Genomic DNA, 20,997 nt, shown 5'->3' on the forward strand with positions numbered 1-20,997 from the left:
TCAGTTGGCCACATGGCCGGGACGCGGGCCGCGGCCGGACAGCCAGGTGAACAGGCCGATATGCTGATCGACGATCCGCTCCCAGGTAAAGCGCTCCTCCACCAGCTTCCGGCCCTTTTCGCCGGCTTTGGCCAGGGCCGATGGCTGGTCGAGATGGTAAGCAAGGGCAGTGGCCAGGCTCTGCGGCGCGGTTTCTACCCTGTAGGCGCCGCCGGCGACGAAACCCTCCGGGATATTGCAGGCATGAGTCATCAGCACCGGCTTGCGATGCGCCCAGGCTTCAAGCACCGTCATCGGCATCCCCTCGCTGTAGGAGGGGAGAATGAACGCATCGCAATTGGCATAGGCGTCCTGCTTCGCCGCGCCGAACAGCGGGCCGGAAAACTCGACATTGCGCAGGCCGCGCTGCTGCGCCATCCGGATCAGGTGCTCGAGATGGTTGCCATCGTCCCAGCCGGCGATTTGCAGGGTCCAGTCGTCGCGGATCGTCGGCGATTTGGCGAGGGCCATGCTCCAGGCCTCGATAAGCTCGGCGATGCCTTTTTTGGGATGGATCCGGCCGAGGAACAGCAGTCTCTTGCGCGACGGGTCGGCTGGCGCCGTAGGGACATAGTCAGCGGCGGGCAGCGAGATGCCGTTGGGAATGACGGCGATCGGCACGCCCAGGCCCATCGCCTCGATCGCATCGGCTTCCGCCCAGCAAAGCGCGCGCAGAACCGCCGCCGATCGCAGATTGGCATTCTCGAAAGCCCATTTTGCGACGCGCTTTTTGAGCTGACTGTTCCGCTGCGCCCATGGGTCGAGCATACCATGGGGCGATATCACCAGTGCCCCGCTGTTTTTGCGATTCCAATGCAGCGCAGCGATGGAAGTATGGTTCCACAGGCCGTGCAGATGCAGCGCGTCATACCCGTGAGTGCTCAATTCATCGCTCAATCCGGGGGCAAAGCCGAAACGCTTCGGGCCGATCGACGGAAAGGCCCGGAGATGATCCACCCGCCACGCGTCCCGTACGGAAGGCAGCCCGGCATCGGCCACGCCATACACCGAAACGCGATGCCCACGCTCGCTCATCAGGTTGGCCGGAAGCCTGACCGATTCGAACAGGCCGCCGGCTTCCGCGCTGAGTGAGGTGGTAAGGATACCGAGGTGCAGCGGGATGGGCGCGGCCGTCATCCTGCCGACATCCTGCGCATGAGGAAGCTGACGACCGCCTTCGCGGGCAGCGACGGCCTGGCGCTGGGTGCGGCCAGTGCGTAACGCGCCGCATTGGCCATTCCCTGGCCGAACCGCTCCGGCGCGCATTCGGCGACCAGCGCAAGGCTCACCTCCCGCATCGCGCTGTCATCGTCCACGTTGGCGATCGTCTCCATTGCCGCGGTAAGAGCATCGCGATCATGGGGAGGAAAGGTGAAGCCGTTCACGCCGTCCCGTACCAACACGGCCGCACATCCGCACCGGTCCGACACGATCACCGGCAGACTGGCCGCCATCGCTTCGTTCACGACGAGGCCCCATTGTTCCACCGTGCTAGCATGCACGAAGCATCCCGCGGTGCCGTAATAGGCCGGGAGTTCGTCATATTGGCGAAAGCCGGGCATATGGACGTGTCGTTCGAGCCCCAGGGCCGAGCGCTGCCGTTCGAGGTCGACACGCAGGTCGCCGTCACCAAGCAGGACCAGGGGCCAGTCCGCGCTGTCGTCATCGCGACCGTGGCGAAACCGTGCATAGGCGTCGAGCATCGTCGCGAGATTCTTCTTGGGAATGAAGCGATTCGACGCGAGGAAATACCGGCCCCGGGCGGCTTCGGGAAGCGGCGTGCCGCCATCGCCGTTCGGCATTGGCGCTGTCCTGGCGATGCCGGCCATCCGCCGGAAATACGCATTGTCGACCGCATTGTAGCCGCGAAAAATCGCCTCTCGCGGCAGGCCGAGCGTGTTCAGATACGCTGCCTGGCCATCATTGGTGCAAAGCCCGGCGGTGAAATATTCGAAGATGCGGCGTTTCAGCTGTTCGGTGCCCCATTTCCGTTCGAAATCCCACGGATTCGTCTCGGACATCGCGATAACCGGAATGCCGCGCGCAACCGCCCAGCTGGCGAGCGCGAGCGCCATTTGCGACGACCATCCCGGCACTGCCACCGCATCCGGCCTGAACGGCGCGACCTTCGCCTCGATCGCGGCGAAGACATCGTCCGACCGCGTGCCCTTGCCGTCGGGGCTGAGCACGACGCGCGCGAGATTGGCGGGGGCTTCGGGCGAGTCCCAGGCATAAAGCGCACTGGTCGAGGCGCGCTCGATTGCCAGAACTTCGACTTCCCTGGCCGCCGCGGCGAGGCGGGCGATATGGTAGGGGCCGAAATTGTCGAAGGCGATCGCTACGCGAATTTGGCCGCTCCTTGCATATCGAGGCTGGTATCGCGGTTCCCCGGCAACCGCGAGCGAAACTTGACGGGCATGGACTGGCTCAGCCCAATCCGGCCAGGTGGCCGCGCAGCGAAACGGCAGCCGCTTGCCACGTGAATCGCCGGCCGCGTTCCAACCCGCGCGCGGCAAGCGCCGTCCGGGCGGCGTCGTCATTCAGCAGGCCGTCCAGCGCTTCGACATGGCGATCCGGCGCGGCTGGATCGGCCAGCAAAGCCCCGTCGCCAGCCACCTCGGGGATCGAAGACGACGCGCTCGCCACAATTGCGGCGCCACAGACCATCGCCTCGGCCACCGGTATCCCGAACCCTTCGTACAGCGAGGGAAACCAGACCAGCCGGGCGGCGTGATACAGGGAACAGAGCATATCGTCGCTGACGAAGCCCGCCATCAGGATCGACGGCCCGATCGCCTCCGCCCGTGCGGCATAAGCGGGATCGCATTGCCCCGCGACGACCAGCAGCAGATCCGGGTGCAACTGGCGCAGGCGCGGCCACGCGGCCAGCGCGACATCGGCGTTCTTGCGGTATGACAAGCCACCGGGCAGCAGGATGAACGGTCGCCCGTCCAGGCCCAGTCGGACAAGCTCAGTTTCGCCCGCCGGGTTGGGCGGCTGGAAAAAGCGTTCCGTCACCCCGTTATGGACGACGCGCAGCCGGTCGCGCATCGCCGGATAGAAATGCGCGATGCGGTCCGCGGAAAATTGCGAGACGGTATGGAACAGGTCGGCCTTGCGCTCGAGCTTGCGGTACAACATCTGCCACTTCGCCTTTTGCCGCGCGAAGCCGGCACCGCGCGGCAAGGCGCTCGGCTCGAAATAGGAGGCATCGTGCAGCGTCACGACATTCCTGGCGCGCTTCGTCGGCACATAGGATTCAGCGGGACAATAGACGATCTCGGCCTCACGCCACCAATGCTCGGCGCGGGGCCGGTCAGTGGCGATCCACAGCGCCTGCTGCCACGACGTGTCGAGCCCGAAGTCCAGGTAGCGATACGCGCTCCACGGCGCTCCTACCTTCGGCAGGATGTCGCGATGGTCGGCCCGGTCGACCAGCAGGCGAATCTCGTCCCGGCCCATTGCCTCCAGCTGTTCGATGATGTTGCGCACCACGCGGCCGGCCCCGGTGGCATTGTGGATCCGGCGCAGATGCACATAGGCGAGCAGCTTCATCGCGGCGTGGCTAACCAATTCTCCAGGGTGATGCCGGATAGCTCGCCCAGCGTGGCCGGCGTCAGGCTTCCGGTGTCCGTCAGGCGGCGCAGGTCATAGCCGGCTTCGGCGAGCATCCGCGCCGGGCCTTCGGCGGCGAAACCCGCCCGCTCGGTCAGGGGCGGACAGACCTCGAAGTAAATGGCTGATGGGCGGATTTCGTTCAGCACGCGGCTGGCACCGCGCAGCACCAGCGTTTCATAACCTTCGACATCGATCTTCAGCAGCCCGATCGTGCCGATGCCATTCGCGGCGACGAAGCTGTCCAGCGTCGTGGCCGGCACCTCGGCGGCATGGTCGTCGCCGCTCCGGGCTATGCTGGCGGTGCCGCGCTTCACGGGATCGTTGTCGAACATCACCGTGCCGTCGGCATCGGACACTGCATAGCGATGGCACGATACTCGGGTCGCGTCGTTTCGGGCGATGTTCGCCTCAAGCGTTTCGAAGGTGGTGGGATTGGGTTCGAACGCATGGATGTCCCGGTCCGGAAAACGCCGCGCGAGCAACAGGCTTACCAGGCCGATATTCGCGCCGACGTCGATGATCGGGCCCGGGCCGAACGGGCTCTCCTCGAAGAAGCGCCGTTCCGCTACATTGATGAAACCCGGGACTGAATGATATTCGGAGAAATTCGCGAAGCCGCCGACCTCGATGCCGTCGAGCAGCCGCCGGGACGGCTTTCCCCCGGTCCGTGCCGAACTGGCGATCCAACCGAGATATTCGGTGACCATATTGGGGTCGCGCGCAAGCCTGGCGGCATTGCGGACCAGTTTCGAACCCTGTCCCGCCATGTCAGGCAAGACCTTCGGACCGGATGTTTCGGCTGTGGTCCATGGTGAAATCCTCCTGTTAACGCGCCTATATTAGCTGGAATTCGGAATGTCGTGACTCATTTTCCGCAATGGCCGCTTTCCGTATCATGGTACCCGCGCGATACTTTCAACCATCGCGCGAGAATTCTCGCAAGGTGCCGACAAAGGCCGCCCCCCAGGCCGCTTCGTCATAGGTCTGGAACTCGGCGCGTGCCGACCGCGCCATGGCATCGCGCCTGGGGCGATCCCCGACGATCGCCAGGATCGCCGCGGCCAGGGCGTCGCTGTCGGCGGGCGGCACGACAATGCCGCTTTCGCCGTCCCGGAAATCCACCCCGGCTTCGCGCGTGGCGACGATCGGGAGGCCGGCCGACATCGCCTCGAGCACGACTCCGGCCGATCCCTCCGCCAGAGAGGGGAAGGCGAGGATGTCGGCACGCAGGAATTCGGCACCCATCCGCTCGCGCGAGAGATGTCCAAGCAGTTCGATATTCGGCGCGCGCAACTGCTCGGCCGCCGCGGGGGTCACGCCGCCGGCGAAGACGAACTGGACTGACGGATCGATCCGCGCGATCCGCGCCGCAGCGAGCGCGAGATATTGCGGCCCCTTGCGCAGTTGCAGGGAGCCGGCAAACAGCACGCGTTTCGGGATAGGCACGTTGGGTTGCGCAAAGGTGAAGCTCGATCCGTATCGCACCAGGCGGCACTTGGCACGGGCTGTCGGATCATAGGCCACGACGTCGTCGATCACGCTCTGGGACGGGCAGAAAAGTCCGTCAGATTGCATGATCATCGCCCTGCTCACCGAATCGAGGAGCGTGGCCTGATCGGGCGAAAACGGCGTCTCGCGCCAGTCGGGAAACCTGGCGACTTCCCGGTTCACTATCCGGTGTGCCGAAGGCATGATGAACACGTCGGAGACGAACTTCGCGCCGTGTGCGACCAGTTCGTCGAATTGCAGCCCGCCGGTGAAATATTGGGAATAGATCACGTCTGCCTCGCGCAGATCACGCGACAGGAACTTCCAACGCTCGGGCTGGTTCGGCGCTCGTGCCTTGGCGAACAGGGCGCTGGGCGCAAGGCTCCGCACCACCGATCCGGGAACGCCGGGGACCACCCGGCGCGATAGCGACTCCATCCTTGGATGCCGGCGTGCGGCCGCGCTTAGCAGGCGGTGGCGGACGGTCCCCTCCGATACCGCGAAATCGGTATAGAGGCGCTGCAATGCACCGGCTTTCTGGAGAAATCGCGCGAGCGCATAGCCGTGCCGGGCACCGGGCTGGATCAACAACGTCCGCATCGCGTGTCAGGTCCTGGCCCGACGATTGCCGGTCCAGCTTCTGGCCTTCACGAGGTGCGCTGCAGTTGCAGGGCCAGCTTCATGCGGTGGGATTCTTCCGCCGTGATCCGGGCATAGCGGAACGGCAGCCACACCACGAGCAGCAGGAAGGGCAGCGCAGCCGCGAACTCCGCGAAGGAATGGGTGATGGCGTGCAATCCGGTGCCGAGCATCGACACGTAGAGATATTGGCCGCGCAGGCCGCCCGCCATCGCCAGGTTCAGCGTCCACCCGTAAAACATGCCGAGCGCAAAAAAGGCGAACACGCCGAAATACCAGAAATCGAGGAACGTGTCGGAAAAGCCTGTTCGCGTTGCGCCGTTGGCAAAGTAGCGGTTGCGCAACGGGTCCTCGCTCGCGGCCTGCCGGAACAACGAATTCTTGGCCTCGCGCCCGAAGATGAAGGATGGGAAATAGCGCGATACCATGGCGTTTGAGATCGTCACGAACGGATAATATTGGCCGATTTCGGTGGCGATCGCGATGTCGGTTACCGCGCCGCTGACCTCCGGCGCCTTCTGGCCCTTGTCGTCGCTGGTCGACTGGTTGATCAGCTCGGATGAGGTCAAGGCGCCGATCAGGCTGGAATCGTTAGTGGACACGTAACCGCGAATGTCGCCAGCATTGTTGACGATGAATGCGCCCACGACGCAACCTATCAGCAGGACGATGCGGGGAGGCGCGGTCTTCCGCACCAGGAACAGGCTGCCCAGGACGATGATCGCGAATTCGAAAATGAATTCCCGCTTCACCGCTATGAGCAGCACGGGCGCGAACACCGACGTGGCGATGCAGAACAGGATCAGCGCGAACCGGTCCTTCGTGCGGAGGTAGATCAGGAAGGTCAGCGCGGCGCCGAACACCAGGCACTGCGCCAGCGTGGCGTAGACGATGATGATGCCGGTCCAGCCGGCCTCATATTTCGTCGATTCGGCCATGCGCGACATCATGATATAGGCAAAGGCGCCCACGGCGATCAGGATCATCGATGCCTGGGCCATGCGCTTCTCGCTGTACATGGAGGCGATTTCGGTCTGTTTCTCGTTCACCCGGTGAATGTTCAGCCCCCGTCCGGTGGCGTAGCCGCCGATCAGGAAGACCAGGCACATGGTGACGTAGTTCCATGCAATCGTCGGATCGAACGTTCCCGCCAGGCCATCCTGCTCGATCGACCAGGCCTGGGGCAGGAACCACACGGCGAGGAACATGCCGACCACATAGGGATATTCGAACACCTTGCTGGGCCAGATGAACGGCACCACGCCAAGGGCGAAGATCAGCCCCGACAGGAGCATCAGCGACATGCTCATGATTCTATCACCCTGCGGATCACCTTAGCTATCGCCGCGAAAGGAAGGCGAGCTCGCCTTCCGCAAGATCGGACCGGACCGCAACGAAATTCGCCTGAATGAAATTGTCCAGCGGCGGCGCATAATCAAAATACTCGATTCTGTCACGTAGCAGGCGGCCGATCCGCATTCCCGGCGTCAGCGCGGCGAAGAAATCGCGCAGGAATGTGCGCGAGAAGATCGACATGTAATTATATTCGAACTGGATCACGTCGATCTGCGCTGAATCGATGATGCTCTGGAAACCCTCGATCACTTTAAGATCATGGCCTTCGGTGTCGATCTTCAGGAAGCGGATCCGCGTGATGCCCCGCTCGGCGCAAACCTCCGCGCCGGTGCGGCGCTCGACCGTGACGATCTCCCCGGGCATCTCCAGCTTTTCACCGATCGTCTCGATCGACGAGAAATGCGAATTGCCCGGCGTGTAGTTGATCTCAACGGTGCCGGCCTGGTTGGACAGCGCATAGGGCAGTATCTCGACGCCCTTGCCCGCGATGTTGGCGGTCAGCTGCGCCCGTACCGGCGGCACGGGCTCGAACGCGATCAGCGTCGCGCCCGGCGCGTTATCCACCACCAGCCTGCTCCAGTCCCCGACATTCGCGCCGACGTCGAGAAAGACGGCGCCGTCGACCGGGGCCCGCTTGGCGATCGTCTCGACCAGCCAGCGCTCGCCATTCAGCTCAATGTCGGTTTCGGCGTTGCTCCACGCCATCACATATCGTCGGGAAAAGATGTAGAGCGCACGGCTGAGCGGCGCGCGCGTGGCTGCATGCCATGACATCAACTGACGGATTTGTTTGGCGACCACGAAACTTCCTAACAAATCCAGGGCGCTAACAGCGCCACCCGGTCGTCCCAGCTTTCCAGATACGGGTGTCGTCCGCTTGTGAGCGAGGTCTTAGCAGAGCTGATCGACCGATCAAGCTGGTCTCCCGGCGACACGACGAAAACGCCGGCCTGGCGCGCGATCTGGTCGCACGCATCGGTCGCGATGATCGGCTGGCCGATCGCGAGATGATCCCATAGCCGCATCGGGGAACAGAAATGGTTGAATTGCGTCGGGGCATAGGGGATCACCGCGATGTCGATACCGGCCATCCAGGCGTGAATTTCGTCATGCGGCTGCGCGCCGAACCAATGGACCTTGGGATTGCCGCGCAGCCGCGCAATCGCACCGTCGGTGTCGGGGCAATCCTGCAGCGGCCCCACCAGGGCCAGCGATCCGACCTCGCTGGAGCCAGCGAGCCGGTCGAGGAAGCCGAAGTCGATCCGGTCGTTGAACACGCCGACGGTGCCGAAGACGGGTCCCGGCAGTGCCGCGAGCGCCTGCGGCCGTGGCGGATCCGTGGTGAACCGCGGCTCTGAGGCATTGGGCGCGACAAGGCAGGCGGCCGGGTCCAGGCCATATTCCGCGATCGCCCGGTCGCGTAATGCGGTGCTCACGAACACGCACAAGGAGGCAAGGCGGCACAGCTCGGCTTCCGGGGCGATCGTCGCGTCGCCGCCCCAGCCGGCATAGCCGCGATAGTCGTCGGAACAATAATAGATGATCTGCGCCTCGCCGCTGAGCCGCTGGGCGATCGGCAGATAGTGGAACGTGGTGAAGATCGCCGTATCGATGGCGCCGCCCCGCGCGCTGGCCAGCGTCCTGGCGCGGTGCGCGAACAACGGCATAGCCAGGATCGAGGTTCGGCTGGCCCAGCCGGGGGGCAGTTGCACCGCGATGTGACAGGGCTCAGGGGGCGGCGCGCCGCGCGGGGAAAAGGCGCGCGGGGCGAACAGCATCGTATCCGGATGGCGGCGCTGCAGCGCCTCGCCGAATTTGCGGCGCCAGATCGTGTTGACGTCGAACTGCGCGATCATGGTGCGGTGGTGCAGGCCGGGCGATCGGGGGCCCGCGGCGGAACGCCGGTGCCGCCGTCCATGTCGATGCTGCTCATTCTGCCTTCAGATGGCGCCCGCCGGCGACGGGTTCGGCAATTTTCACTTCGGGCCGGGGCGCCATCAGGGCGAAGCCGGCTGCGAGGATCGCGGCGATCGCGCTTGTTCGCGCGGGATAATCAACCATGCTGTGGGCAAGGATCGCCGCCGTCGCGACGATGGCGGCGCGTTCGATCCTGTCCGACGATCTGGCAAACCAGATCGTCGCCGCGCGGCGCAGCCACCAGAGCAGCAGGCAGGCGATCAGTACCAGGCCCGGCAGGCCGCCTTCGAGAAGGAATTCGAGATAGTCCGAATGCGAGTGATTCACGAATACCTTGGTCACCTCGCCCGGCGCCTCGAACAGCTTGTATACCGGCACGAAGCTGCCGGGCCCGCTGCCAAGCAGCCAGAAATGGGCGATGGCGCCGGCCACAACCTTGTACATCGCCGGCCGTGACAACTGGTTCTGAGCGAGCATGGGGTCAGTGACGATGTTCGGGCCGATCACGATGGCTGCCGCCAGGGCCGCGATCGTCACGACCGCAATACCGGTCCCGATATAGCGTGCTGGCCCGAGCGAGCGCGGGCGCGCGATTGCCCAGCTCGCGACGGTCACGGGAAGCGCGAGCACATAGCCGGCATAGGATTGGGAGATCGCGATTCCCATCAGGAACATCGCGGCCATCGCAGCGAACAGCAGTTCGCGGCCCTGGCCCTTCGATCCGCCGGCCCGCTCGGAACTCGCCAGCGATGCCACGAACGGGATGGCACACAGCATCAGCGTCGCTTGATGGTTGGCATTGGCCATCAGGCCGACGGGAAGGCCCTGGTTGCTGGTCGCGTAGAAATAGAGCGCGGACGATGGGCCACCGATCAGCTGCGCTACTCCGACGAGCAGCGAGGCGAGGGCCACCAGCGGGATCAGCCAGCGCAGTCCGGCCGCATCGGCTGCGGGCCGGGACAGGATTGCGGCACCGATCGCCAGCGGCGGCAACAACGCGGCCAGATGCGCGATCGTGCCGGCCGGGTTCAACGACAATGGCAGCCAGGGCAGGGCGCTGCCCCCGGCGATCAGCCGTTGCTCGAGGACGTCGCGTCCCGGCACCAGCGTCCACAGTCCGGGTGGCAGGGGCAATAGCTGCAATGCAGCCCAGCCCACCCAGCACAGCACGATCGTGATGAGAAATCTGGCCTGGCCGGATAGCGATACCGTCGCGAAGCGTGTCACGCTGTACCCAAGCACCAGGGTTGCAACCACCTGGAGCACTGCGTTGGCGAGATGGCCGCCGCCGCTCGATCCGCCCAGCACGATGCACAGCGCCATGAATGCCGGGATCAGAACCTGACCGGTCATCGTAGCCTGACGTTGCGGAGCAGCGCGGCTCGATCGGCGAGGGGTGGAGGGGGGGCTCATGACATCATTTCACCAGTTCGACCGCGACCGATTCGATCAACGCATTGCCCGTGCGCGGGAATTCGGTGGGGGATCCCATCAGGGCCAGCCGCTGCGCGCCGCACTTGTCCGCCGGAACGTCGAACTGCGTGGTATAGCGCTGGGGCGCGTCCTTCAGGCCGGAGAGCGGCAATTTCTGCAGTTCACCCGCGCCGGCGCAGGTCACCGTCCAGGCGAGCTGGTTGTTCTCGTCCGCTCCCGACGCGACAACCGAAAGCCGATACCGGCCCGGGGACAAGAGCAGGGTCTGCTCGGTCAGCGCCGCCGGTCCGGTCCCGAGATAGGAAACCGTCAACCCGTGCGGCTTGCTGAACTCGCTCGAACCCTCGCCACCATCGGTCACCTGCCAGTTGAATGGCAATGGACCGGGCAGCTTGTCGAACTGCGGATCATAGACCGGGCCGAGCTTCTTGAGCGACGCTTCGGGCAGGAAATTGATCCACGCCAGATAGGCCCGTTCATATTCCCCGTTCTTGAGCAGCGACTGGAGCAGCGCCGACTGTTCGAACAACACTTGCGTGCGGGCGGAATCCTGCGGCGTCAGCTGATAGATGACGTCGGGCGATACGCCCTGTTTGTTGAGCGCGTAGAGAAAGGAACCCCGCCATTGGGGGTTGGTCGCCAGCTTGCGGGCCAGCGGCGCGTGGCTTGCCGGATCGCGGACGATCGCCGTCATCGCGTCGATCAGGCCGGTGGTGCCGGTCGGGCCGACCCATACGAGCCGATCGAAATGGTCGATGGCGCTGCGATAGTCGCGCGTGCGCAGGGCTCGGTCCATCAGCCAGAGCCGCGCACGCAGGGCACGGCCGTCGCTGCGCACCGCGAGCGTCATGAGCGATTGCGCGCGCGCGACCTCGCCCTTCTTGTCGGCGGCGAGGCCGAGATAGGTCAGCGCCGTGGGGTCGAGCGGGACGGCGGCCAGCAGCCGTTTGGCTTGATCGACATTGCCGAGCGCGATGCTCGGCCCCTTTTCGGGGGCAAGCTCGGTGTCGAGCCCCTGGCGCAACGCGGCGGGCGTTCCCTTTGCGAGCCCGCCGATGCCGTTCGGCCGCGCATCGCTCACCGACGCGCTCACCATGTTGGTCAGGATCAGCGCAAGCCCCGCCGCCACGCTGACGGCGCCCAGGGCTGTGAAGGTGATCCTGTTCCCGCTCGTCAGCGCCATCTCTGTTACGACATGAGCTCGATGCGCCGCTGCCGATCCTTGTCGTTCTCGCCCTTATCGGCGCCATAGCCGTAGCTGTAACCATAGCCATAGCCGTAACCATAGCCGTAACCCTCGAATTTCGGGTTGAACTTGGTCAGGACGACACCCATCACCCGGGCGCCCGCAGCGCGCAGATGCTTGATCGAATTCAACGCCGCCGGGCGACGGATCGCGCCCGATTCGATGATTACCACGGTGCCGTCACACGCGGCGCCGAGCAGCGGGGCGTCCGCCAGGCCGAGGATCGGCGGGCCGTCGACCACGATCAGGTCGAAGCGGTCGCGCAGAATCGCCAGCAGTTTGGGCAGGTTGGTGCTGGCGAGCAGCTCTGCCGGGTTGGGCGGGATCGGCCCGCTCGGCAGCAAATGCAGGTTGGTGATGTTGGTCGACAACAGCTTGGGCTCGGACAGATTGCCGCCCGCGAGCAGGGCGGAGAGGCCGCTGGCATCGCCTTCCTTGGCGGTGAAGGACGGCTTGCGCATGTCGGCGTCGATCAGCAGCACCTTGAGGCCGACCTTCGCGAAGCTCTGCGCCAGCCCAAGCGCCGAGCTCGACTTTCCTTCCGACGGTTTCGTGCTGGTCACCAGCAGGACACGGGGCGTGCCCTCCGGCGAGGAGAACTGCAGCGAGGTCCGGGCGGTGAAATAGGCTTCCGAGATTTTCGAGCGGGAAACAGACAGTTCCTCGATCAACGTCGTGTCGCGGCCGAGCTTCGGGATCACGCCCAGCACGCTCACCTTGAGCTTCGATTCCACATCGTCCGGCACCTTGATCGTGTCGTCGATATATTCGATCGCCAGGATGACGACGATGCCGAGCAGGACGCCGACCAGCAGGCCCATGATCAGGTTGGCGCCAAGCCTCGGGCTGAACGGCCCACCGGGCGGGATCGCGTGGTCGACGACCGAGGCCTGGCTCTCGCCGATGCCGCCGGCGACGCCGATCTGCTTGTAGCGCTGGAGCAGCGCGTCGTAGAGCGAGCGGTTGGTATCGACCTCGCGCTGCAGGATGTTATACTGGATGCTGCGGTCGCGCAGGTCGAGCACTGAGCCCTTCAACTCGTTGACCCGGCCCTTCAGCGCGTTTTCGCGCGACAGGGCGGCTTCATATTCGGATCGCAGCGCAGTGGAGACAGCCGAGCGCTCGCGCGCGATCTGCGCGTCGAGCACGCCGATGCGCGCCTGCATGTCCCGCATCTGGGGGAAGTCGGGTTTGAATATCCCCAGCTTCTCCTGATATTCGGCCTGGAGCCGCGTCTTTTCCGCTTGCAGGCCGGTGATCGCCGTATTGGCGAGCGTCTCGGTCGTGGTGCCGTTGGCGCGCGATTCACGGTAGCGCCCTTCGGCTGCCATTCGCGCATCCTGCGCTGCTGACAGCGAGCCGTTGAGCGCAGTGAGCGACGAGGCGTCGAGCGACGTTCCGGCACCGGCGCGCCCGTCCGGTCCCGGGGCGCTCTCGATGTTCACGATGCCTTGCTGGCGCGCATAGTCGACGAGCTGCCGTTCCGATTTGTCGAGCGACAATTTGATCGCCGCGATGCGCTGCTGGAGGAAATTGCGCGCATAGGCGGTAGCATCGTAGCGCCGCTCGAGTCCGGTGGAGATGAACGTGTCGGCAAAGGCATTCGCGATGCGCGCTGCCTCGGCGCGATCGGGGCTGACGAAATTGACGTTCATCAGGCGGCTGGTGCCGACCGGGGCGACGCTCAACCCACCCTTAAGCCGGGCGACCGCGGCTTTCTCGCGTGCTTCGCGCGGCAATGCCTGCGAGGCGTAGGCCGGGTTCGACGCCAGGTTGAGCTTTTGCGCCACGCGGAGCGCGAGGTCGCGGCTCTGCATCAGGCCGAACATAGTCGCCATCGCCGCCGGATCGTTGACCGCGACCGGCTCGATCGACGATTCCTTCATGAGCTGCGTTTCCTGGCGCTTGATCTCGACGGTCGCGGTCGCCCGGTAGAGCGGGGTCGCGAGCAAGGTCATCGCAATCGCGCCGGCCAGGCCGGCGACGACGAACGCTAGGAAAAGCCAGCGCCACTTCAGCAGGATGCGCAGGACCGTCCGGAGATTCATCTCGAATTCGGGCGCGTCGGTCATCGGCGGCAGCGCGACAGCCGGCGCTAGCTGGCCACCGGTCGGCACGGCCGGAACCGTGGCCGGACCACTCCCACGGAAAGTCTGGATCGTATCGGTCATGAGGAGAAGCAATCCATTTTATCGTTGTCGGCCGCCGGCCTCAGAAAGGCCGGAACAAGGCTAGCAGCGGGAGGGTCTGAATGGCGCTCTTGAACGCGCTCTTGGAGGCTGATCCGTCGACCACGATGATGTCGTCGCCGAACACGGGGGTGTCGGCCATCTCGCCGCGCCGGATCGACTTGAGGTCGAATGCGGCGGCCTGGCGCTGGCCGTTGATCTGCCGGAAGATGACGACGCGCCGGGGATTCGCGTCCTCGGTCGTGCCCTTGGCCATCGCCACCGCCTGGATTAGCGTCGTCGGTCCGGCGATCGGATAGATACCCGGCTGGGCGACCGATCCGTCGACCGTGATCCGCGCGCTCGACGCGGATTTGACGACGACCTGGACTTCTGGGTTGTTGATGTATTTCTCGCCGAGCTTCTGCTTGATCTCGTCCGACAGGCCGGCGGCGGTCTTGCCCACCGCGGTCATCTCGCCGATCAGCGGCATGGTGATCTTGCCCGTCGCATCGACTGCAACTTCGCCCGACAGGTCGGGAACGCGGTAGACCGTCACCGCGAGCTGATCGAGCGCGCCGATGCGGTATTCGACGTCCGGCGCCGCTGCGACGGGCGCATCCGGTCGGCCGAAGTCCTTGACTTCATAGGGGATCGAGCCGCCGCGTCCGGTGGAGCAACCTACCAGGATAACCGGAACAAGAACCGCCACGACCATCGTGCGAAGACGATGCAAGAATGTCATTTCGAATATCCTACGCGTGTCGAATCGCGACGATAATCGTCGCCGGTCCATGTGGTTACAGGCCTCGCGACCTTTAACCCCACGGCTTCGTCCGTCAACCCTGCCGGCCCGCGCACGCCTGCGGCGTCAGGCGGATTCCGCCCCGGTGCGCAGGATCGCGTGGTTGTCGAGGAACCAGCGATAGGTGTCCGCGATCCCCTCGCGCAACGGACGGTGCGCGCGCCAGCCCAGCGCGTTCAGCTTGCCGGTATCGACCAGCTTGCGCATCGTGCCGTCGGGCTTGCTCGCGTCGAACACCGTGTCGCCGCGGAAGCCGACGGTCTCGGCGACGAGCCGGGCGAGATCTCCGATGCTGATCTCCTCGCCCGAGCCGACATTCACGATCTCCTCGCCCGAATAGGATCTGGCGAGGAACACCAGCGCATCGGCCAGGTCGTCGACATGTAGGAACTCGCGCAGCGGCGCGCCGCTGCCCCACACCGGCAGGGTCGCCGCCCCGGCCAGCCGCGCCTCATGCGCCTTGCGGATCAGCGCCGGCAGGACATGGCTGGCCTGCAGGTCGAAATTGTCGAACGGGCCGTAGAGATTGGTCGGCTGGGCCGAGATGAAATCGCAACCATATTGGCGACGATAGGCCTGGGCGAGCATGATCCCGGCGATCTTGGCGATCGCATACCATTGGTTGGTCGGCTCGAGCGGGCCGGTCAGCAGCGCATCCTCGCGCATCGGCTGCGGCGCCAGCTTCGGGTAGATGCAGGACGATCCGAGGAAGACCAGCTTCGCCGCGCCGGTGCGGCGCGCGCCTTCGATCACGTTCGCCTCGATCATCATGTTGTCGTAGAGGAATTCCCCCGGCCGGGCGTCGTTCGCGGCGATCCCGCCGACCTTGGCGGCGGCCAGGAAGATCAGGTCGGCCGGGTTCGCGGCCATCCAGCCGAAGGTCGCCGCCTGGTCGCGCAGGTCGATCCGCGTCGCGGCGGAGACGATCTCGCACTCTTCGGACGCCAGCCGCCGCACGATCGCGCGGCCGACCATGCCGCGCTCGCCCGCGACCCACACCCGCTTGCCGGCCAGGGAAAACAATTCGCTCATCGTGATTCGGCTCGATCCCTGTTCGCGTTGAAGGCTGGCCTTACAACAGTTTCTGATACGCGCCGATGATCTGCGCGCGCGGATAGGCGTCGGCATAAGTGCGCGCGATATCGCCCGCCTGCCAGCCGCCGGTCCGCCATTCCGCCACGACGGCGCGCACGATCGCGGCCGCGCCCGGCGCATCGTCGAGCGGGATGATCCGGCCCAGCCCGCCCCGAGCGAGCATCTCCGGAATCGCGCCGACGCCCGTGGCGATGAACGGCCGGCCCCGGCTCAGTACCTCGAGCGCGACGAGACACTGGCCCTCGGAGATAGACGGGTTGATGAACGCGTCGCAGCGGTCGATCGCGTCGGCCACCTCGGCGCGCGGCACCACGCCGTGGAAAGTGACCGGCAGAGCGCGTGCCTGCACCGCGCTGCGCAGCCCGGCTTCGTGCTCGCCCCCGCCGAACAGGTCGAACGCGATGTCGTCCGCCCGCAGCTGGTCGGCGATGTCGAGCAGGTAGAACAGGTTCTTCTGCACGACGAACCGCCCCAGAAAACCGAGGCGAAAAGTGCCGCCGCGCGGCCGCTCGACCGGCGCGACCACGGCGGGCGGCGGTACATAGGGCAGGACGTCGATCGCGCCGGCAAAGCCCATCGCGCGCAGGTCTTCGGCGAATTCGTCGCTCTGGACGAGCACCCGGTCGAGCCCGCGGCCAATCCATTCGGGGAACCCGTCGGGCCACATCTCGCGCGGGCGATAGGGCGTGACGAAGACCGTCTCGGTCGGCACCGGCCGCCGCGCCCGCGCCGCATCGACGATCCGTGCGAACAGGGAAGCGGGCGGGATCTTGGCGAAGACGATGCGGTCGGCCCCCGCCAGCTGCCCGCCATGGCGCGCGAACAACAGCCGGTCGGGCAGGCCGACTCGGCACCCCACGCGCAACCGCGTGCGCAGCACCGTCGTCCCCGCGCGTTCGATCTCCCGGAATTCGGGCAGGTCTTTGGCCCATACCAGCATCGCGCGCGCGCCGTCTTCCGGTAGGGTGGTCAGCAGGTCGAACAGGAACGCCTCGATCCCGCCCACGGCCTCGAAGCCGCCGACATAGAAGACGGTGCGCTTCCCCGCGCCGGCGGTGGCGGCCGGATCAGGCACCGGCCGAACGCGCTCCCCGCTTGCGGAACACCGAGATCATCGATTTGGCGAGAACCGGAAACCGCCCGACCCGGTGGAACCCGATCTCGTCGAACCCGGCCTCGTCGAACAGCTGACTGATCGAGGCGCGGCTCCAGAACTTGATGTGCCCGCCTTCCCACAGGGCCGTGAAATGGCTCTCCATCCGGCCGCTCGCCGCCAAAGCGAGGTTCTTCAGATAGCTGTGATAGGGCGTGCTGACGATCGCGATGCCGCCCGGCTCGAGCAGCTCGCCGATCGCCTCGGCATAGCGCCGCGGCGAATAGACATGCTCCGCCACTTCGAGGCTCAGCAGCGTGTCGAACGTCCCGAACCGCGCCGCGAGATTCTCCTCGGACGATCCGGGTTCCAGCCGGCATTCGGGGTGCTGCTGCTGCGCGATCGCCATCCCCGTAGTCGACGGATCGACGCCGGAGACCTGATAGCCCCGCTGCGCCAGCATCGCCGCGGTGGTGCCGTTGCCGCAGCCAAGCTCGAAGATCGGCCCGATCGGCCGCTCCGCCAGGATCTTCAGCAGGGTCGGGAACAGATAGGCGTGGCTGTGCGCTGCCTCGCCGTCGCCATAGGTGTAATTCTGCAAGGGCGTCGACATGTTCATCCCCTTCGCCGCACGCTGCTGCGCTGCCCGCCGTCCGCCGCGATCACCCGGTGGTCGCGTAGAGCGAGGCCGGGCGCTCCTCATCCGGGCGCCGCGTCTCCGCTTCGCGCGCGATGGTCTTCAAATCCTCGCGCACCATCTCCGCGACCAGTTCGGCCAGAGTCGTCGTCGCTTCCCAGCCGAGCACGCGCTTGGCCTTGGCCGGATCGCCGATCAGCAGGTCGACTTCGGTCGGCCGGAAATAGCGCGGATCGATCTTCACCAGCACCTTGCCCGTCTTCGCGCAGCGGCCGACTTCGTCGACGCCGCTCCCGCTCCAGTCGATCGTCACCCCGGTCTCGGCGAAGCTCAGCTCGACGAAGGATCGCACGGTCTGGGTCTTGCCCGTCGCCAGCACGAAATCATCGGCCTTGTCCTGCTGCACGATGCGCCACATGCCCTCGACATAATCGCGCGCATGGCCCCAGTCGCGCTTGGCGTCGAGATTGCCCAGCCACAACAGGTCCTGCACGCCGAGATGGATCGCCGCCACCGCACGCGTGATCTTGCGCGTGACGAAGGTCTCGCCGCGCAGCGGGCTCTCATGGTTGAACAGGATGCCGTTCGAGGCGTGCATCCCGTAAGCCTCGCGGTAGTTCACCGTGATCCAATAGGCATAGAGCTTCGCGGCCGCATAGGGCGATCGCGGATAGAAGGGCGTCGTTTCCGATTGCGGCACTTCCTGGACGAGGCCGTACAGCTCCGAAGTAGAGGCCTGGTAGAAGCGTGTCGTGTCCTGCAGGCCGAGCAGGCGAAGCGCCTCGAGCAGCCGCAGCGTGCCGATGCCGTCGGCATTGGCGGTATATTCGGCGGTATCGAAGCTGACCTGCACATGGCTCTGCGCGGCGAGATTGTAGATCTCGTCAGGCTTCACTTCCTGCACGATCCGGATCAGGTTGGTCGAATCGGTCATGTCGCCAAAATGCAGGTGCAGGCGCGCGCCGCTCTCATGCGGATCCTGGTAGAGATGGTCGATCCGCCCCGTGTTGAACGAGGAGGAACGCCGCTTCACGCCGTGCACGTCATAGCCCTTGGCCAGCAGCAGCTCGGCGAGATAGGCGCCGTCTTGTCCGGTAACGCCGGTAATCAGCGCGGTCTTCGTCATCGTATCGAGCTCCATGGTCGGCGCGACCGGCGCGGCCCCATTTCAGCCCGCCTTACCAACTTGGCGGATCGGGTCCAGTTCTACCGCGCGCGCCGCGGCCTTTTCCGGCGCCGCCGCCGCATTGTCCGGAACGGGGCGCTGCCGGAGTCGGCCGCGCCGGGGCGTCAGTGTCGTGATTTTTTCGCCCGGCGTTCGGGCACCGGCAGATCGCCGAACAGGGTCAGCTCGCGCGGGCGATGGTCGTCGGCGCGCGATCCGCGCCAGACGTTCGTTTTCGGGTCCCGGAACAACTCGCGAGAACAGGTGCGGCACCGGGCGAAAGCATTGCCCTGAAACATTCTTTTGGACCTCGACGACGCCCTATGCCCGAACACCAGGCACCATAAGCCGAAAACGCGCATGCGACCCCTTTTTCTGCCCCGCCCGCACCCGAATCGAACCGGGCGAAGCACTTCAGCCTACTGAATGAAGTTAAATCTTACGTCCATAACGATGCGCGGGCGGAATGGACGCATCGCGCGATTTCTGGTTTCCCAACGCGGCCGAGATAGCCGCGCGGCAGATCTTAGGAAGGGCGCATGGCGGAGTGCGCCCGGCACGCCCCGGCGAGCCAAAGGGTAACCCCCCCTTTGTGTCAACGGGGCAGGGGCCCGCCGCCGGACCTGCTTATCCGCACCCGCATCCGGGATCCTTGGGCAGGGCAAGGGTGCGGAAACGAAACGCCAGCGCATCGACCAGCAGCAGCTTGCCCGCGCTGTCGTCGCCGAAGCCGACCACCGCGCGCATCGCCTCCAGCGCGGCCAGGCTGCCCAGCACCCCGGTCATCGCGCCGATCACGCCGGCCTCGGCGCAGCTCGCCTCGGGCCGGTCGGGATCGGCGCCGACGAAACAGCGATAGCACGGCTTGTCCGCCTCCCAGCCGCGAAACACGCCGAGCTGCCCTTCGAACTGGCCGACCGCGGCGGAGACGAGCGGGATGTGCAGGGCCAGCGCAGCGTCGGCCACCGCCAGCCGGGTCGCGAAATTGTCGGTGCCGTCGAGCACGACGTCGGCGCCGTCGATCAGGTCGCGCGCATTGTCCGCATCGATCCGCGCGCGCCGCGCCTCGATCCTTACCCCGGAATTGAGCCGGGCCACCGCCGCGGCGGCGGCATCCACCTTGGCCGCCCCGATATCCGCGCCGCCGAACAAGGTCTGGCGCTGCAGGTTGGACAGCTCGACCCGGTCGTCGTCGATCACGATCAGCCGGCCGATGCCCGCTGCCGCGAGATACTGGATCGCCGGCGATCCGATCCCGCCCGCGCCGATCACGGCCACGGTCGCACGCTTCAGCTTCGCCTGGCCGGCGCCGCCGACTTCCTTCAGCACGATGTGCCGCGCGTAGCGCTCGAGCTCCGCGTCGGACAGGCTGGTCTGGTCCGCGGCGGTCATCCCTGCCAGTCGAACACGATCGTCGCACGGTACCAGCTGTCCTCGCTGCCGGGGCGCGGCTGGATGTTCGATCGGGCGAAGCGGATCACGAGCCCGGCGGCATATTGCTCGACCGTCGGGCAGTCGATCGCGTCGGGACGGGCCTGGCGCACGGCGCCGTCGGCGCCGACCAGCGTCGCGACGTTGAGCTTGATCACATAGTGGCCATCGGCGGGGCGGGGCGGGGTGCAGCGCCCGGCTGCGATCTCGTCCGCCACGAACCGGACGAGCGGCGCCGTCATCTGCGGCGGCGCGATATACGGCACCGGGGGCAGCGCCGACAGATCGGCCGGCGCGGCCGGCGTTACGGCCTGCAGGAGGAGGAAAAACAACATCATCGCCCAGTCGAGCCGAACCCTCCGGCTCCCCGCGCGGTATCCTCCAGCATCTCGACTTCGTCCAGCCGCGCGCGCTGGACCGGGGCCGGAACGAGTTGAGCGATCCGGTCGCCGCGGGCGATCACGAAATCCTCCGCGCCCAGATTGGCCAGGATCACCTTCACTTCGCCGCGATAGTCGCTGTCGATCGTCCCCGGCGTGTTGAGGCAGGTCACGCCGTGCTTGAGCGCCAGGCCCGAACGCGGGCGGACCTGCACTTCATAGCCGGGCGGGATCGCGATCGCGAACCCCGTGGCGATCGCAGCGCGCGCGCCGGGCGCCAGCGTCGCGTCCTCGGCCGAGACGACGTCCATGCCGGCGGCGCCCTCGGTGGCATAAGCCGGCGGCGGCAGGCCTTCGCCATGGGGGAGGCGCTTCAGGGCGATGGTGATGGGGGCTGATGTCATGCCCGCCCTAATAGCGTTCGCCCCGAGCTTGTCGAAGGGCCGTTCTTCTTTCGGACGGGGAAGAAAGAGGCGGGTTGGCAGC

Annotated in this window: 19 protein-coding genes; all 19 read right to left on the bottom strand. The window is 65.9% G+C overall.

Translation table 11 applies throughout. From position 1 onward, the window contains the following. A complete protein-coding gene (locus tag U1769_RS07825) occupies nucleotides 1-1,176 on the bottom strand; it encodes a glycosyltransferase (RefSeq protein ID WP_332714443.1) in 1,176 nt (391 codons plus the stop codon). Beyond that, on the bottom strand, nucleotides 1,173-2,579 hold the full coding sequence (locus U1769_RS07830) for a glycosyltransferase (RefSeq protein ID WP_332714445.1): 1,407 nt from the start codon (nucleotides 2,577-2,579) through the stop codon (nucleotides 1,173-1,175). The genes U1769_RS07825 and U1769_RS07830 overlap by 4 nt, the downstream gene beginning before the upstream one ends. Then, nucleotides 2,467-3,594 carry a glycosyltransferase family 4 protein gene (locus U1769_RS07835; RefSeq protein WP_332714447.1) on the bottom strand — a complete coding sequence of 376 codons (1,128 nt, stop codon included), beginning with the start codon at nucleotides 3,592-3,594 and terminating at the stop codon, nucleotides 2,467-2,469. Before U1769_RS07835 ends, U1769_RS07830 begins: the two co-directional genes overlap by 113 nt. Next, on the bottom strand, nucleotides 3,591-4,424 hold the full coding sequence (locus U1769_RS07840; protein WP_332714449.1) for an FkbM family methyltransferase: 834 nt from the start codon (nucleotides 4,422-4,424) through the stop codon (nucleotides 3,591-3,593). Before U1769_RS07840 ends, U1769_RS07835 begins: the two co-directional genes overlap by 4 nt. Before the next feature lie 148 nt (nucleotides 4,425-4,572). Further along, nucleotides 4,573-5,745: a glycosyltransferase family 4 protein gene (locus tag U1769_RS07845; protein WP_332714451.1), complete on the bottom strand. Its 1,173-nt coding sequence runs from the start codon at nucleotides 5,743-5,745 to the stop codon at nucleotides 4,573-4,575. 47 nt (nucleotides 5,746-5,792) lie between these two features. Further along, entirely contained in the window at nucleotides 5,793-7,094 is a 1,302-nt protein-coding gene (locus U1769_RS07850) for a hypothetical protein (protein ID WP_332714453.1), read from the bottom strand. 28 nt (nucleotides 7,095-7,122) lie between these two features. Then, nucleotides 7,123-7,914, bottom strand: coding sequence for an FkbM family methyltransferase (locus U1769_RS07855; RefSeq protein ID WP_332714454.1), 792 nt, complete (start codon nucleotides 7,912-7,914; stop codon nucleotides 7,123-7,125). A gap of 35 nt (nucleotides 7,915-7,949) precedes the next feature. Next, nucleotides 7,950-8,996 (bottom strand): glycosyltransferase family protein, encoded by a 1,047-nt coding sequence (locus U1769_RS07860; protein WP_332714455.1) that lies wholly within the window; start codon nucleotides 8,994-8,996, stop codon nucleotides 7,950-7,952. Between the two features lie 73 nt (nucleotides 8,997-9,069). After that, entirely contained in the window at nucleotides 9,070-10,410 is a 1,341-nt protein-coding gene (locus U1769_RS07865) for an O-antigen ligase family protein (RefSeq protein WP_332714456.1), read from the bottom strand. Nucleotides 10,411-10,474: 64 nt separating this feature from the next. Further along, on the bottom strand, nucleotides 10,475-11,674 hold the full coding sequence (locus U1769_RS07870) for a tetratricopeptide repeat protein (protein WP_332714457.1): 1,200 nt from the start codon (nucleotides 11,672-11,674) through the stop codon (nucleotides 10,475-10,477). A 5-nt stretch (nucleotides 11,675-11,679) separates the two neighbouring features. Beyond that, nucleotides 11,680-13,908 (bottom strand): GumC family protein, encoded by a 2,229-nt coding sequence (locus tag U1769_RS07875; protein WP_332714458.1) that lies wholly within the window; start codon nucleotides 13,906-13,908, stop codon nucleotides 11,680-11,682. 40 nt (nucleotides 13,909-13,948) lie between these two features. Then, nucleotides 13,949-14,650 carry a polysaccharide biosynthesis/export family protein gene (locus U1769_RS07880; protein ID WP_332714459.1) on the bottom strand — a complete coding sequence of 234 codons (702 nt, stop codon included), beginning with the start codon at nucleotides 14,648-14,650 and terminating at the stop codon, nucleotides 13,949-13,951. 126 nt (nucleotides 14,651-14,776) lie between these two features. Next, entirely contained in the window at nucleotides 14,777-15,742 is a 966-nt protein-coding gene (locus U1769_RS07885) for a GDP-L-fucose synthase family protein (RefSeq protein WP_332714461.1), read from the bottom strand. A 40-nt stretch (nucleotides 15,743-15,782) separates the two neighbouring features. Beyond that, on the bottom strand, nucleotides 15,783-16,880 hold the full coding sequence (locus U1769_RS07890; protein ID WP_332714463.1) for a glycosyltransferase family 4 protein: 1,098 nt from the start codon (nucleotides 16,878-16,880) through the stop codon (nucleotides 15,783-15,785). Further along, nucleotides 16,873-17,511, bottom strand: a complete 639-nt coding sequence (locus U1769_RS07895) for a class I SAM-dependent methyltransferase (protein ID WP_332714465.1) — start codon at nucleotides 17,509-17,511, stop codon at nucleotides 16,873-16,875. Before U1769_RS07895 ends, U1769_RS07890 begins: the two co-directional genes overlap by 8 nt. Nucleotides 17,512-17,560: 49 nt before the next feature. Continuing rightward, the gene (gene gmd, locus U1769_RS07900) at nucleotides 17,561-18,661 is read right to left on the bottom strand and encodes a GDP-mannose 4,6-dehydratase (protein WP_332714467.1); all 1,101 of its coding nucleotides are present in this window, start codon (nucleotides 18,659-18,661) and stop codon (nucleotides 17,561-17,563) included. A gap of 666 nt (nucleotides 18,662-19,327) precedes the next feature. Beyond that, nucleotides 19,328-20,092, bottom strand: a complete 765-nt coding sequence (locus U1769_RS07905) for a HesA/MoeB/ThiF family protein (RefSeq protein ID WP_332714469.1) — start codon at nucleotides 20,090-20,092, stop codon at nucleotides 19,328-19,330. After that, nucleotides 20,089-20,466: a hypothetical protein gene (locus U1769_RS07910; RefSeq protein WP_332714471.1), complete on the bottom strand. Its 378-nt coding sequence runs from the start codon at nucleotides 20,464-20,466 to the stop codon at nucleotides 20,089-20,091. The genes U1769_RS07905 and U1769_RS07910 overlap by 4 nt, the downstream gene beginning before the upstream one ends. Beyond that, the gene (gene dut / locus U1769_RS07915; RefSeq protein WP_332714473.1) at nucleotides 20,466-20,915 is read right to left on the bottom strand and encodes a dUTP diphosphatase; all 450 of its coding nucleotides are present in this window, start codon (nucleotides 20,913-20,915) and stop codon (nucleotides 20,466-20,468) included. The genes U1769_RS07910 and dut overlap by 1 nt, the downstream gene beginning before the upstream one ends. Nucleotides 20,916-20,997 lie beyond the last annotated feature (82 nt).

Source organism: Parasphingomonas zepuensis (genome assembly GCF_036663735.1).
In the GTDB taxonomy this organism is placed as follows: Bacteria; Pseudomonadota; Alphaproteobacteria; order Sphingomonadales; family Sphingomonadaceae; genus Sphingomonas.